We start from the raw sequence: 13910 nt of genomic DNA, 5'->3' as shown, positions 1-13910 counted from the left end.
AGATTAAGTTATTAATTGATAAAGCAATATCATTTAAAAGATGAATCTTGTTGTTAATTTAGTCACAATTTATTAAACTTTATAGAAAGTATATCTATATACATTAAAATTAATAAAAAATGTATATTTAAATATAAAAATATATATTTTTGGTGTTTTTACTTTTTATTAATATTAGGTTACAATAAATTTCGTAAAAGTTACAAAATAGTTATATAAATTGCGGAGAAATTACAAAAGTTGAAGAGAAAGAGAGAGAGAAGATGAATAAAAAAATTAAAGTTATAATCGCAGGTATAGTAGTAGCTGCTGCAGTAGTTGGATTTGGAATATTCAGATATAATGTTGCAGTAAAAAATAAAAATGAGGTTAAAATAGCTGATCAATCATCAACATATAAAGAAGTAAAATATGTATATAACGACGGAATAAATAAACCAGTAGATGTTACTATTAAGTCAGCTCCCAAAAGAGCAGTTACTTTATCACAGTTTATGACTGAGACATTATTATCATTAGGACTTGGAGATAGAATGGTTGGAACAGCACTTCTAGATAATCCAATTCTTCCAGAATATAAAGAGGCTTATGATAAAATACCTCAACTTAAAGTTACAGAAGGACACCAAATATCAAAAGAAAGCTTCTTAGCTTTAAAACCAGATTTTGTTTCAGGATGGTTACAATCACTAAGTGCTAAGGGGGTTGGAACTCCAGAAGAATTAGAACAAGAAGGAATAGCTCCTTATGTAGAATCAGCTTTACAAGGTAATGCAACAATAGAAGATGTATATAAAGATTATGATCAACTTGGTAAAATATTTAATGTAGAAGATAGAGCACAAAAAGTAGTTGCAGATATGAAAGCACAAATTAAAGAAGTTGAAGATAGAAATAAAACTGTACCAGAAGATAAGAAACCATCAGTACTTGTGTATGATTCAGGAGATAAGGATGCATATGTTGTTGGTGGAGGATTTGCAAACAATCTTATAACTCTTGCTGGTGGGAAAAATATCTTTGGAGATTTAAATAATCAATGGAATACAGTATCATTTGAAAGTATAGCAGCAAAAAATCCAGATATTATTATAGTTACTAGATATTTATCAGAACCTCAAAGTGTAGATGAAAAAATAAATCTTCTTAAGACAAATCCTGCATTTAAAAATGTTAATGCGGTTAAGAATAATAAGATATTCACTATAGATTTAGCTGATTTATCACCAGGAATAAGAGCACCAAAGGCTATTAAAGAAATGAATACTATGTTCTATGGGGATGTTAAATAATGAAAAAATCTAAAACTAGTTATGGATTAGCTATAATTATATTAGCTGCTATTCTTATAGTAAGTATGATTTTTGCTATATCTATAGGTAGTACACATATAAAATTCAATATAGTTTATGAAGCTGTATTAAATAAAATAGTTGGAATAAATATTTTTGATGTTAGTTGGAACAATGTAATAGAAACTATAATATTTGATATAAGGATGCCAAGAGTTATCCTTGCAGCAGTAACAGGAGCAGGGCTTGCAATATGTGGAATTTTAATGCAATGTGTAACAAGAAATTCAATAGCAGATCCATATATTCTAGGAATATCTTCAGGAGCTTCAGCTGGAGCTGTTTTTGTAATAGTAATAGGTGGAGCTATATTTGGAGTAACTCTTGGAGCATTTTTAGGGTCCGTGCTTTGTGGAGCATTAGTTTTTATTATTGGTACAAAGTGGGGAAGAGTTTCATCAACTACAAGGCTTGTTTTATCAGGGCTTGCAATATCTACAATATTTTCAGCTATAACAAATTTTATAATTTATTCAGCAGAAAATTCTAATCAAGCAAGAGCAGCTATGTTCTGGATAATGGGAAGCCTTGGTGGAGCTAAATGGAGTAATATAATTTTACCTATTGTTATATTAATTTTAGTTTTGATTATAAGTTTATTCTTATCAAATTCATTAGACTTACTATTATTTGGAGACACAAGTGCAATTGTTCTTGGTATGAATGTTAAACTTATAAAATCTATAATAATATTATTGGCAACATTTTTAACTTCAGTTTTAGTTTCAGTTGTTGGAGCTATTGGATTTGTAGGACTTGTAGTTCCACATATATCTAGAGGACTTGTTGGAAGTAGTCATAAGAAGATATTAATTTTATCATCACTTTTAGGAGCTATATTCTTAGTTGTTTCAGATATAATAGCTAGAGTTATATTTGCTCCTAGAGAATTACCAATAGGAATAATAACAGCGATAATTGGCGGACCATTCTTCTTATGGTTAATAGCTAAAAATAATTATTCATTTGGAGGTAATGAATAATGAAGTTAAAGATTGAAGGACTTGAATATGAAATTGGAAAGCAAAAAATACTAAAAGGTATAGACTTAGAAATACCCAAAGGTAAATTTGTAGGAATAATAGGACCTAATGGATCAGGTAAATCAACTTTATTAAAAAATATATATAGAGTTTATAAACCTAATAAGGGAAAAATATATATAGATGGTAAAGAAATTAATGAAATGAAATCAAAAGAAATAGCAAAAGAATTAGCTATACTTGCACAAGAAAGTTCAACACAATTTGATTTTACTGTAGAAGATGTTGTTAAAATGGGAAGATATCCTTATAAATCAATGTTTGAAGATTATTCTAAAGAAGATATAAAGCTTGTGGATGGGATGATTAAAAGAGTAGGGCTTGAAAAATATAAAGATAGAAATTTTAATACATTATCAGGTGGAGAAAAACAAAGAGCATTTATAGCTAGAGCTTTAGTTCAAGATACAGATTTTATAATTTTAGATGAACCTACAAATCACTTAGATATTACTTATCAAATACAGCTTATGGATATAATTAAAGATCTAAATGTTACTGTATTTGCAGCATTACATGATATGAATATATCAGCAATGTATTGTGATTATATTATTGTAATGAAACAAGGTGAAATTTTAAAAAGTGGAACAGTAGATGAGATTTTCACTAGTGAAACTATAAAAGAGGTTTTTGGAGTAGATAGTTATATATCAGAAAATCCTGTAAACGGTAGAAAGCAGATTTTCTATATTAGTGGGAGATAATCATATAAAAGCTGTATAATTTAAATAGAGCTAAATAAATCATCAAAAAAAGAGTTATCTAAAAGATAACTCTTTTTTGATAAATAAAAAAATCTATAATTTTTTTATTATATAAGTATTTGATCTTATTTTATATATTTATAAAATATAGGAGGTTTTAATTATAAAGATATATCTGAGACAGAAATTCAAACTCTATAGTTGATATATAAAGTTTATGAAATTAATACTATTTCATTTTATAAATTTTTAATGTGTTAATATAATTTTAATTTTAATAAAAAAATAATTGAAAATGAAAATCATTTTCAGTTATTGATTTTTTGGATGGTTTGCACAAAAATTTACTAAATGTTAATCTATATTTAACAACAAGTAGACATCAGGAGGTGTTTAACATGGAGATTAATATAGATAGAAATGATAGTAGAAATGAAATAAATTATAAAAGAAAAAATAAGATATTAACATTATTAAGTATTTTAGGACCTGGGGTTTTAGTGATGCTTGCAGATACAGATGTTGGATCAATAGTAACAGCAGCTCAATCAGCAGCTCAATGGGGTTATAGACTAATAGGACTTCAATTAATACTAATACCAATAGTATATTTTGTTCAAGAACTTACAAATAGATTAGGAATAGTCACAGGAAAAGGACATGGAGAATTAATTAAAGAAGCATTCGGCAAGAAGTGGGAAGTATTTTCAGTTGTAACATTATTAGTAGCAGTTATAGGTGCTTTAGTTACAGAATTTACAGGAATACTTGGAGTTGGAATTTTATTTGGAGTATCTAAATGGGTAACAGTTCCATTAGCAGCAATAGTATTAATTTTAATAACAACAACAGGAAATTATAAAAAAGTAGAAAAGACAGCTATTCTTATAGGATTATTTGAATTAGTATTTATAATAATAGCAATTATATCAAAACCAAATTTAAATGATATAGCTATGGGATTTGTAAATCAACCATTAAAGGATGGAGGATACTGGTTACTAATTTCAGCTAATGTTGGAGCAGTAGTTATGCCATGGATGATATTCTATCAACAAAGTGCAGTTGTAGAAAAGAAGTTACCAAAAAGCTATTTAAAAATGTCTAAAGTTGATACAGCAATAGGTTCAGTAGTTACTCAAATAATAGTAATTGCTATAATGCTTATAGTTGCATCTACAATAGGAAAAACAAATCCTAATGCACCTTTAAATAGTGTACAACAATTAGTTGATGCATTAACACCATTTGTAGGAAGCTTTGCAGGTAAATTATTATTTGCAGTAGGAATTATAGGAGCAGCACTTGTTGCAGCAATAGTTGTATCACTTGCTATCTCATGGTCAATAGGAGAATTATTAAATGTACCAGCAAGTTTAAATAATACAATAAAAGAAGCACCAGTATTTTATGGAGTTTATATAATAACAATAGTTGTATCAGCTGCAATAGTATTATCAGGAATACCACTTGTACCACTTACAATAGCTGTTGAAACATTAAACTCATTATTATTACCTATAGTACTTGGATTTTTAATAGCTCTTGCTTGGAAGACATTACCTAAAGAATATTCACTAAAAACTTGGGAAAAAGTTGTGCTTATAATAATATATGTATCAATTTGTTCACTAGGAATAGTTACAGTTATAGATTTATTTATATAAAATATTAGAGTATAAAAGCTAGAAAACATTTATATGTTTTCTAGCTTTTTATTTTTGATATTTAAAGTAGTTTATATTTATAAATTATAATATATAAATTAATAGAAAAATATATAGTTTAATAATGATATACAAATATTATAATATTAATTTATTTTTGAATTAAATAATTATTAAATTAATAAAAAATAGAGCTTTTTAAAGGAAATTAATTAAGTATGATAATTACTTTCAATTGATTTATTTTTTCATAAAATTTGCATAATAATCTTTGGGGTGATAATCTAATTACTGCAATTAACTAGACTTTAGGAGGAGTGAAAATGGAGTCTAATTTCGAACAAAAGATAAGTAATAAAAGAAGAAGTAAACTGTGGATGCTACTTGCAGCCTTAGGGCCAGGACTTTTAGTAATGTTAGCAGATACAGATGTAGGATCAGTAGTAACAGCTGCTCAATCAGGAGCACAATGGGGATATAAATTAATAGGTCTTCAATTAATACTGATACCAATAGTTTATTTCGTACAAGAACTTACAAATAGATTAGGAATAGTAACAGGAAAAGGTCATGGAGAATTAATAAAAGAAGTATTCGGAAGAAAGTGGGAGATATTTTCAGTTTTAACATTACTAATAGCAGTTATAGGAGCTTTAGTTACTGAATTTACAGGGATACTAGGAGTTGGAGTTTTATTTGGAATATTTAAATGGATATCAGTTCCGGCAGCAGCATTAATTTTAATATTAATAACAACAACAGGAAATTATAAAAAGGTAGAAAAAACAGCTATTTTTATTGGATTATTTGAATTATTATTTATAATAGTTGCTTTTATGTCAAAACCAGATTTAAGTGAAATTGCTAACGGATTTGTAAATCAACCATTAATGAATGGTGATTATTGGTTATTAATTTCAGCTAATGTTGGAGCTGTAATTATGCCATGGATGATATTCTACCAACAAAGTGCAATTGTGGAAAAGAAAGTAAGAAAAGAAGAGATAAAAATGTCTAGAATTGATACAGCAATAGGTTCAGTAGTTACTCAAATAATAGTAATAGCTGTTATTCTTATAGTTGCTGCAACAATAGGTAAGACAAATCCTAATGCACCTTTAAATAGTGTGGAACAAATAGTTAATGCTTTAACACCATTTGTAGGTAGTTTAGCTGGTAAGGTACTATTTGCTGCAGGGATTGTAGGAGCAGGACTTGTTGCAGCGATAGTTGTGTCATTAGCTATTTCATGGTCAATAGGAGAATTATTAAATGTACCAGCAAGTTTAAATAATACAATAAAAGAAGCACCAGTATTTTATGCAGTTTATATAATAACAATAGTTCTATCAGCTGCAATAGTATTGTCAGGAATGCCGCTTGTATCACTTACAATAGGGGTAGAAGTATTAAATTCACTTTTATTACCTATAGTACTTGGATTTTTAATAGCACTTGCATGGAAAACGTTGCCTAAGGAATTTGCTCTTAAAAAGTGGGAAAAAGTTATACTTATAATAATATATATATCAACATGTTCATTAGGAATAGTTACAGTTATAGATTTATTTATATAAATTAAAAATAAAAGTTAGGAAATCATATAGATTTCCTAACTTTTTTATTGTTCATTTATAATTTTACTTATATTATCGTTGTTATACATTGAACTTGAGAATGTTGAATTAAGCATATTTGCATATTTCTTTGCCTCTACAGTATCTTTTTGTGAGTTATAATATAATGCAAGATGATAAAGTACTTCAGGTGTATAACTTTCAGAAGTAGGGTATTCTTTTAGATATTTTTTATAATAATCTAATGATGTATTTATATCTCCAAGTTTTTCATATGATTTAGCTATAAGATATGCAACAGTTGGACCCCTAAATTTTTCAGTTGTATAAGGTTGAGCCTTTTTGAAGTATTCTATTGCTTCTAAATAATTACCATTATTATAATTTTCCATAGCATTATCATAATAGTAGTTAACTCCTGTAGTATTCATAAAGTTTTCAGCTGCAGTATATTCAGGCATAGCATTAGCTGGAACTGTATCTTTAGGTGTATTTTGAAGTATTGCATTAACCTTATCAATAGAGTTAACAGATATTAAATACTTAAGATCTGTTATAAGATTTTGAGCTTGCTCTGGTGTAAGCATAGCTGCTGGTGCTGTAGTTTGATCAGCTGGTTTTTGAGCAGTAGTATCAGCTGGCTTTTCCTCAGGTTTTGTAATTGGTTTAGGGGTATCCTCAGCTTTAGTAGTATCATTTTTAGCAACTTTAGGGCTATTATTAGATTTTATTGCAACATAGGATACACCAGCTATTAAAATTAATGCTATTATAGCAGAAGTAGCTGCGATTCTTTTTGACTTTGAAGCTTTTATATCACTATTATTAGTATTTCTACCTTGTGGTTTAAAATCTTGAGCTCTTAAAGGTGTATCATCATCTTCTTCCTCATTATTTTCTTCACTAGAAGTATTTGATTCTAGATGTTTAATTCTTTTCTTAAATTCCTCTAAATCAATAGTTTTTGGATGATTTGTTTCTACTGTATTAGAAGAATTAATAAGCTCATCTACATTTGTATCAACTACATGATATTCTTTAGAGTCATTACTTTCCTCAACTATATCTTCTACATAATCATCATGAATTGTATTTTCAGTTAATTCAGTTACTTCAGTAGATGGTACAATTTCAGTTAATTCTGGTGATTCTTCTATAAATTCTTGAGATATAGGTTCATCTGTAACTTCAGATTTAGGGAAACGTTCTCTTTCAGTTTCAAAAGTTTCAGAAATAACCTCATTATTTTCTTCTTGTAGAGCTTGTTCTTTTTCTTCTCTTTCTTCACTATGTAAATCACGTATATTATTATAACTTAAAGCCTGTTCCTTTTTTTCTTTATCTATTGAAGCAAGATGTTTTATAGCATCAGCATTTTTATTATACTCGGCATTTATTTTCCAAGTAACAATAGCATCATCAATTCTACCAAGTCTATATAGAATTGCTCCTTCAAGATATAATGCTTCTTCATCACTATATTCTTTTTCAAGATATTTTTCACAAATTTTTAGTGCTGCTTCATATTCACCATTTTCATATAAATTCAAAGCTTTTTTTAGCTTTCTATTAGAAATATCCATTTATAAACTGCCACTTTAAATATAATTAAAAATGTTAATTTATATTTAATTCGTAGCTCCTCCTTTTCTTTATTTCTTTAATTGAAATTATAATTATTATAATATTCTGAGTGAATTAGTGCAACTTTTGTGAAGAAATACTATTTTAAATAAATGTAAATTCTTTTTATGGTATAATAAATAAAATATCATAAATTTTTGATAAATAATATTAGATAAGGAAGATAATATGAGACATTATAATTTAGAAAAAAAAGTTTCAAAAATGGATAGAGATTTAGAAGCTTTAGCAATAGCAAAGAAATATCTATCAAATAAAGATGAAATAAATGAAGTGATGGATTACTTAAATCAAGACAGACAGGTTTATGCAGATGAATTATATTATGAAGATGCAAAGTCATATATAAAATGTTGTGAATTAATAAGACCTCTTCTTGATAAAGAATTAGATGAAAAAGAGCAACAAGAACTTCTTGAAAACATAAAAGAGATATATGGAAGAAGAGCTGCAAATGTAACAAAGAAAACATTTGGATTAAATGCATGGCTTAAACATATGGATATAGAATGTGAATGGATAGTAAAGGAAAATAATAACTGGTCAACTCTTATAATTAGAGAATTTGGTCTTCATGAGTAATTTTTAGTAAGCATCTTAGTCTTAAGGTGCTTTTTTATTTATTAAAGTAAATTTAACAACGTTATTAGGATAAATATAGTATAATTAGCTTGTATGAAAAATTCTAGATAAATTTGATAAGCTTTTCAAAAATTTGTTAATTATCTGATAGGGGGTAATGTTGTGAGTAAAATTACACATTGTGAAGTTATTATAAAAGACGATTTTAATAATGTTCTTATAATACAAAAAAAAGTTAAGAAAACAGAACCTAAGTTATGGTCAATTGTTGGGAAGAGTATGAGAGCGAAAGAATCACCAGAACAATGCGCTAATAGAATTTTAGAAAAAGAATTGAATGTAGTAGGCTTCGATATTACTAAGTTTAAAGAATATAGCTTAGATGAAGAAAATGACAAAGTAGTATTTAGTACAGTTTTAAAAGAAAGAATGTCTTGTCATTCAAGCATATCAAATTGGAAATGGATTTCATTAAGAGAATTAGAAAATTATGAATTCTCTAGCAATCATAAAGAAATTTTAAAAGATTTTTGGAATTAATAAATGTAAAAATTGAGTTTTTATAGTAACCTATATAAGATTTATACAATCTTATGTAGGTTTTTTTAAATTTATGAACAAAAAATGAAAAAAACTTATATAAATTTACCGAATATTAATATATAATATACTAGTAAATTATTAATAATTATGATGAGGTGAGGAATTGAGCGAAAAAATTCGTCTTTATGGTTTTAACAATTTAACAAAAACATTAAGTTTTAATATTTATGATGTATGTTATGCAAAAACAGAGAAAGAAAAACAGGACTATATTAAATATATAGATGAACAGTATAATTCAGAGAGATTAACAAAAATTTTATGTGAAGTAACAAATATAATAGGAGCTAGTGTACTAAATATATCTAAACAAGACTATGAACCACAGGGTGCAAGTGTTACTCTTCTTATATCAGAAGAAGAAATAGAAGATGATTTAGTAGATAGTTCATGTAATAAAGGAATATTAGATTATGCTAATGGAAAGCAAAGAGAAACTGTTGTAGCACACTTAGATAAGAGTCACGTAACTGTGCATACTTATCCAGAATTTCATCCAGATGAAGATATAACAACATTTAGAGTAGATATAGATGTTTCAACTTGTGGACAAATATCTCCACTAAATGCTTTAAATTACTTAATAGGTAGTTTTGATTCAGATGTTATAACAATAGATTATAGAGTAAGAGGGTTTACAAGAGATATAAGTGGTAGAAAACATTTTATAGATCATGATATAACTTCAATACAAAACTTTATAGAAAAAGATACTTTAAAGAGATATGATACTACAGATATAAATGTATATCAAAGTAATATTTATCATACAAAAATGATGCTTAAAGAGATAAATCTTGATAATTATCTTTTTAGAGTAAATAGTTATGAATTATCTCCAAGTACTAGACTAGAGATAAGAGAAAGATTATCAAAGGAAATGATAGAGATATATTCAGGAACTAATTTATATTAAGGAGGAGAAACTGTGTTTAAAAATGAGCAAGAAAGAGCTCCTATATATGAAGCTTTAAAGGAATATAAAAAAAATAAAATAGTACCTTTTGATGTTCCTGGACATAAGCAAGGGAGAGGAAACCCAGAATTAAGGGAGTTTTTAGGTGAAGATTGTTTAGCTGTAGATGTAAATTCTATGAAACCCCTAGATAATCTTTGTCACCCAACATCTGTTATAAAAGAAGCAGAAGAAATTGCTGCTAAGGCATTTTCTGCAAAACATGCTTTCTTTATGGTTAATGGAACTACCTCAGCAGTTCAAGCTATGATAATGAGTGTTTGTAAAGAAGGGGATAAAATAATTCTTCCTAGAAATGTTCATAGATCAGCAATAAATGCTTTAATTTTAACAGGTGCAATACCTATCTATATAAATCCAGGAATACATAATAGATTAGGTATATCACTTGGTATGGATATTAAAGATATAGAAAAAGCAATAAAAGAACATCCAGATGCTAAAGCTATATTTGTAAATAATCCTACTTATTATGGAATATGTTCAGATTTAAAGAGTATTGTAAAGCTTGCAAAAAAACATAATATGTATGTTTTAGCAGATGAAGCTCATGGAACACATTTTTATTTTGGTAAAGATTTACCTATGTCTGCTATGGAAGCTGGAGCAGATATGTCAGCTGTAAGTGTTCATAAAACAGGGGGATCTCTTACTCAGAGTTCAATGCTTTTATTAAATACAGACAGACTGTCAGTTGACTATGTAAGAACAATAATAAATATAACTCAGACAACTAGTGGTTCATATCTTTTAATGTCATCTCTTGATATAGCAAGAAGAAATCTTGCTCTTCATGGAGAAGAAATTATTAATAGTATTGTTGAAAAGGCAAACTATGCAAGAAATGAAATAAATAAAATAAAAGATTATTATGCTTTTTCAGATGAAATTATAAATGGAAGAGATATATATGATTTTGATACTACAAAGCTTGTAGTAAATACTTTAGATATTGGACTTGCAGGAATTGAAGTTTATGATATTCTAAGAGATGAATATGGAATACAAATTGAACTAGGTGATGTAGGAAATATCCTAGCTATAATTTCAGTAGGTGATACTAATTATAATATAGAAAGATTAGTAGCTGCTCTTTATGAAATAGGAAGAATGTATAAAAAAGATAAAAAGGATTTAATAGATCATGAATATATAAGTCCTATTTTAAAGGTAACACCTAAAAAAGCTTTTTATTCTGAAAGAGAAGATGTACTTATAGAAGAAAGTGAAGGAAGAATTTCTGGGGAATTTATTATGTGTTATCCACCAGGTATTCCAATACTATCACCAGGAGAGCTTATAACTAGAGAAGCTATTGATTTTATTTTATATTCAAAAAACAAAGGAAGTCTTTTAACAGGACTTGAAGATATGAATACAGAAAAAATAAAGGTATTAAAATAAAGGAGCGATTTAAAAATGGAATTATGGTATACAGAAGAGCATACAAAAGATGCTAGATTTTCAATAAAAGTTAAGGAACAATTATATAGTGGAAAAAGTGAATTCCAAGAAATAGATGTTTTCCGTTCAGAAGAGTTTGGAACATTCTTTACTTTAGATGGATTAATGATGGTAACAGAAAAAGATGAATTTATTTATCATGATATGATAGTTCATGTACCTATGGCAACAAATCCTAATATTAAAAATGTATTAGTAATTGGTGCTGGAGATGGTGGTACAGTAAGAGAACTTACAAGATACCCAGGTATAGAAAATATAGATATGGTTGAAATAGATAAGCTTGTTGTTGATGTTTGTAGAGAATACTTACCACAAACAGCTTCAAAGTTAGATGATGAAAGAGTAAATCTTTATTATGAAGATGGTCTAAAGTTTGTAAGAGGAGTAGAAAACAAATATGATTTAATAATTGTTGACTCAACAGACCCATTTGGTCCAGGAGAAGGTCTTTTCACTAAAGAATTCTATGGAAACTGCTTTAAAGCATTAAATGAAGAAGGAATACTTGTTAACCAACATGAAAGTCCATATTATGCTGAATATGCTAAATCAATGAAGAGAGCTCATAAGAGAATAAGAGAAAGTTTCCCAATATGTAGAGTTTATCAAGCTCATATCCCAACATATCCATCAGGACACTGGTTATTTGGATTTGCTTCAAAGAAATATGATCCAATAAACAGCGATAAGATAGATGAATGGAATAAGCTTGGATTAGAAACTAAGTACTATAACACAGAAATTCATAGAGGAGCATTTGCTTTACCAAACTATGTTAAAAATTTACTTGAGGAGGCTAGAAATGAATAGAAATATTCCTACATTCATGTCATGTGATAATGAATATGATGAATCAGAAATAGTTATTTATGGAGCTCCTTTTGATTCAACAACTTCAAATAGACCAGGAACTAGATTTGCGAGTCAAGCAATGAGACCAGATTCCTATGGTTTAGAAACATATAGCCCATATCAAGATAAAGATTTAGAAGACTATAAGTTTTTTGATGCTGGAGATTTAGAATTACCATTTGGAAATTCAGCTAAGGCATTAGAAATAATTGAAGAATTTGCTGATAAAATAGTAGCTGATGGTAAGAAACCTTGTATGATAGGTGGAGAACATTTAGTTACTCTAGGTAATATAAGAAGTCTTAGCAAAAAATATGATGATTTACACATAATACAATTTGATGCTCATGCAGATCTTAGAGATGATTACATGGGAGAAAAATTATCACATGCTAGTGTTATAAGAAGAGCTTGGGATATTCTTGGAGATGGAAGAATATATCAATTTGGTATAAGATCAGGAGAAAGAGATGAAATTTATTGGGGTAAATCACATGTGTATACTAGACATTTTGATTTAGAAACTTTAGGTGAAATAGTTGAAAAATTAAAAGGTAAGAGTGTATATGTAACTATAGATCTTGATGTATTAGATCCTTCAATATTCCCTGGAACAGGAACACCAGAACCAGGCGGAATAACATTTAAAGAAATTATAGAAGGAATTAAAATTTTAAAGGATGCAAATATAGTTGGTTTTGATATAAATGAATTATCACCACATTATGATCATAGTGGTGCATCAACTGCTGCTGCATGTAAAGTTTTAAGAGAAATGCTTTTAGTAGCAAGTAAATAATTTTTAAGAGAAAGGAGCTATCTTATTAGAGATAACTCCTTTATTTTAATTGTTTTGATAAATTATACTTTTTTACTATCAAAATTTATTGATAAAATTAAAAAAATATTTTAATATGTATTTAATATGCCAGTTTATAAGGATTTTAATAATAATTTAAAGAGGGTTGAAATGACTAGAAGAAGAAAAATTATATTAATAACAAGTATAATAATAGTTGTACTTTTAATAATTGCTTTAATATCAGAGCATAGAAGAGAAGAAGTTTATCGTGAAACTTATTATCCACCATATCAACAAGAACAGCAATATCATCAAGAAAGTTTTGGTGAAAGTGTTGCAAAATCAGCAGTTAAGGGTGCTGTAAGTGGATATGTATTTGGAAAAGTTTATAATCATGTTAGAGCTAATAATGCTGCAAAACATAATTATAATTCATATCATTATAGAAAAAGATAATATATTAAACAAAAAGTATCTAAAAATTTAGGTACTTTTTTATTTTTCAAAATTTATGAAAACAATACTTTATTATACATAAATAAATTAAAATATATTATAAAATTATCCATAAATGTAATAATGGGTTTTAAAGTTAAAGAATTTTAATAAAGATTATAAAAAAGTAAGTTTTACAATAA

General features: G+C 27.5%; 13 protein-coding genes. 12 read left to right on the top strand and 1 reads right to left on the bottom strand.

The features are described 5' to 3' along the window. The first annotated feature begins 263 nt into the window (after positions 1 to 263). The 5 genes from BN8917_RS09770 (at position 264) to BN8917_RS09750 (ending at position 6346) form a co-directional block, all read left to right on the top strand. Positions 264 to 1292: an ABC transporter substrate-binding protein gene (locus tag BN8917_RS09770; protein WP_066873912.1), complete on the top strand. Its 1029-nt coding sequence runs from the start codon at positions 264 to 266 to the stop codon at positions 1290 to 1292. Beyond that, positions 1292 to 2335: a FecCD family ABC transporter permease gene (locus tag BN8917_RS09765; RefSeq protein ID WP_066873910.1), complete on the top strand. Its 1044-nt coding sequence runs from the start codon at positions 1292 to 1294 to the stop codon at positions 2333 to 2335. Before BN8917_RS09770 ends, BN8917_RS09765 begins: the two co-directional genes overlap by 1 nt. Beyond that, complete coding sequence (locus BN8917_RS09760) at positions 2335 to 3102, top strand: ABC transporter ATP-binding protein (RefSeq protein ID WP_066873908.1); 768 nt, start codon at positions 2335 to 2337, stop codon at positions 3100 to 3102. Before BN8917_RS09765 ends, BN8917_RS09760 begins: the two co-directional genes overlap by 1 nt. Before the next feature lie 398 nt (positions 3103 to 3500). Beyond that, positions 3501 to 4769, top strand: a complete 1269-nt coding sequence (locus tag BN8917_RS09755; protein ID WP_187117193.1) for an Nramp family divalent metal transporter — start codon at positions 3501 to 3503, stop codon at positions 4767 to 4769. A 323-nt stretch (positions 4770 to 5092) separates the two neighbouring features. Continuing rightward, complete coding sequence (locus tag BN8917_RS09750; protein WP_066873907.1) at positions 5093 to 6346, top strand: Nramp family divalent metal transporter; 1254 nt, start codon at positions 5093 to 5095, stop codon at positions 6344 to 6346. Positions 6347 to 6390: 44 nt separating this feature from the next. On the opposite strand, the gene BN8917_RS09745 is transcribed toward BN8917_RS09750, so the two are convergent. Then, entirely contained in the window at positions 6391 to 7929 is a 1539-nt protein-coding gene (locus BN8917_RS09745; RefSeq protein ID WP_066873905.1) for a tetratricopeptide repeat protein, read from the bottom strand. Positions 7930 to 8158: 229 nt separating this feature from the next. Here BN8917_RS09745 and BN8917_RS09740 point away from each other — a divergent pair, with 229 nt between their 5' ends. The 7 genes from BN8917_RS09740 (at position 8159) to BN8917_RS09710 (ending at position 13728) form a co-directional block, all read left to right on the top strand. Then, on the top strand, positions 8159 to 8572 hold the full coding sequence (locus tag BN8917_RS09740; protein ID WP_066873903.1) for a hypothetical protein: 414 nt from the start codon (positions 8159 to 8161) through the stop codon (positions 8570 to 8572). Positions 8573 to 8734: 162 nt separating this feature from the next. After that, positions 8735 to 9112: an NUDIX hydrolase gene (locus tag BN8917_RS09735; protein ID WP_066873901.1), complete on the top strand. Its 378-nt coding sequence runs from the start codon at positions 8735 to 8737 to the stop codon at positions 9110 to 9112. 166 nt (positions 9113 to 9278) lie between these two features. Further along, positions 9279 to 10091 carry an adenosylmethionine decarboxylase gene (gene speD / locus BN8917_RS09730; RefSeq protein ID WP_066873899.1) on the top strand — a complete coding sequence of 271 codons (813 nt, stop codon included), beginning with the start codon at positions 9279 to 9281 and terminating at the stop codon, positions 10089 to 10091. Positions 10092 to 10103: 12 nt separating this feature from the next. Beyond that, positions 10104 to 11555 carry an aminotransferase class I/II-fold pyridoxal phosphate-dependent enzyme gene (locus tag BN8917_RS09725; RefSeq protein WP_066873896.1) on the top strand — a complete coding sequence of 484 codons (1452 nt, stop codon included), beginning with the start codon at positions 10104 to 10106 and terminating at the stop codon, positions 11553 to 11555. 15 nt (positions 11556 to 11570) lie between these two features. Beyond that, positions 11571 to 12428 (top strand): polyamine aminopropyltransferase, encoded by an 858-nt coding sequence (speE, locus tag BN8917_RS09720; protein ID WP_066873893.1) that lies wholly within the window; start codon positions 11571 to 11573, stop codon positions 12426 to 12428. Continuing rightward, positions 12421 to 13269, top strand: a complete 849-nt coding sequence (speB, locus tag BN8917_RS09715) for an agmatinase (protein WP_066873891.1) — start codon at positions 12421 to 12423, stop codon at positions 13267 to 13269. Before speE ends, speB begins: the two co-directional genes overlap by 8 nt. Before the next feature lie 171 nt (positions 13270 to 13440). Further along, complete coding sequence (locus BN8917_RS09710; RefSeq protein ID WP_066873889.1) at positions 13441 to 13728, top strand: hypothetical protein; 288 nt, start codon at positions 13441 to 13443, stop codon at positions 13726 to 13728. Positions 13729 to 13910: the final 182 nt, after the last annotated feature.

The organism is Clostridium mediterraneense, assembly GCF_900091705.1.
Classification (GTDB): domain Bacteria; phylum Bacillota; class Clostridia; order Clostridiales; family Clostridiaceae; genus Sarcina; species Sarcina mediterraneense.
The sequence above is the reverse complement of the archived record's forward strand: the minus strand, read 5'-3'. Positions and strand labels throughout refer to the sequence as shown.

Bases quoted from the DNA above. Each gene is read 5' to 3' on its own strand.
- BN8917_RS09770 (WP_066873912.1), top strand. From the start codon at position 264: ATGAATAAAAAAATTAAAGTTATAATCGCAGGTATAGTAGTAGCTGCT.
- BN8917_RS09765 (WP_066873910.1), top strand. From the start codon at position 1,292: ATGAAAAAATCTAAAACTAGTTATGGATTAGCTATAATTATATTAGCT.
- BN8917_RS09760 (WP_066873908.1), top strand. From the start codon at position 2,335: ATGAAGTTAAAGATTGAAGGACTTGAATATGAAATTGGAAAGCAAAAA.
- BN8917_RS09755 (WP_187117193.1), top strand. From the start codon at position 3,501: ATGGAGATTAATATAGATAGAAATGATAGTAGAAATGAAATAAATTAT.
- BN8917_RS09750 (WP_066873907.1), top strand. From the start codon at position 5,093: ATGGAGTCTAATTTCGAACAAAAGATAAGTAATAAAAGAAGAAGTAAA.
- BN8917_RS09745 (WP_066873905.1), bottom strand. From the start codon at position 7,929: ATGGATATTTCTAATAGAAAGCTAAAAAAAGCTTTGAATTTATATGAA.
- BN8917_RS09740 (WP_066873903.1), top strand. From the start codon at position 8,159: ATGAGACATTATAATTTAGAAAAAAAAGTTTCAAAAATGGATAGAGAT.
- speE (WP_066873893.1), top strand. From the start codon at position 11,571: ATGGAATTATGGTATACAGAAGAGCATACAAAAGATGCTAGATTTTCA.
- speB (WP_066873891.1), top strand. From the start codon at position 12,421: ATGAATAGAAATATTCCTACATTCATGTCATGTGATAATGAATATGAT.
- BN8917_RS09710 (WP_066873889.1), top strand. From the start codon at position 13,441: ATGACTAGAAGAAGAAAAATTATATTAATAACAAGTATAATAATAGTT.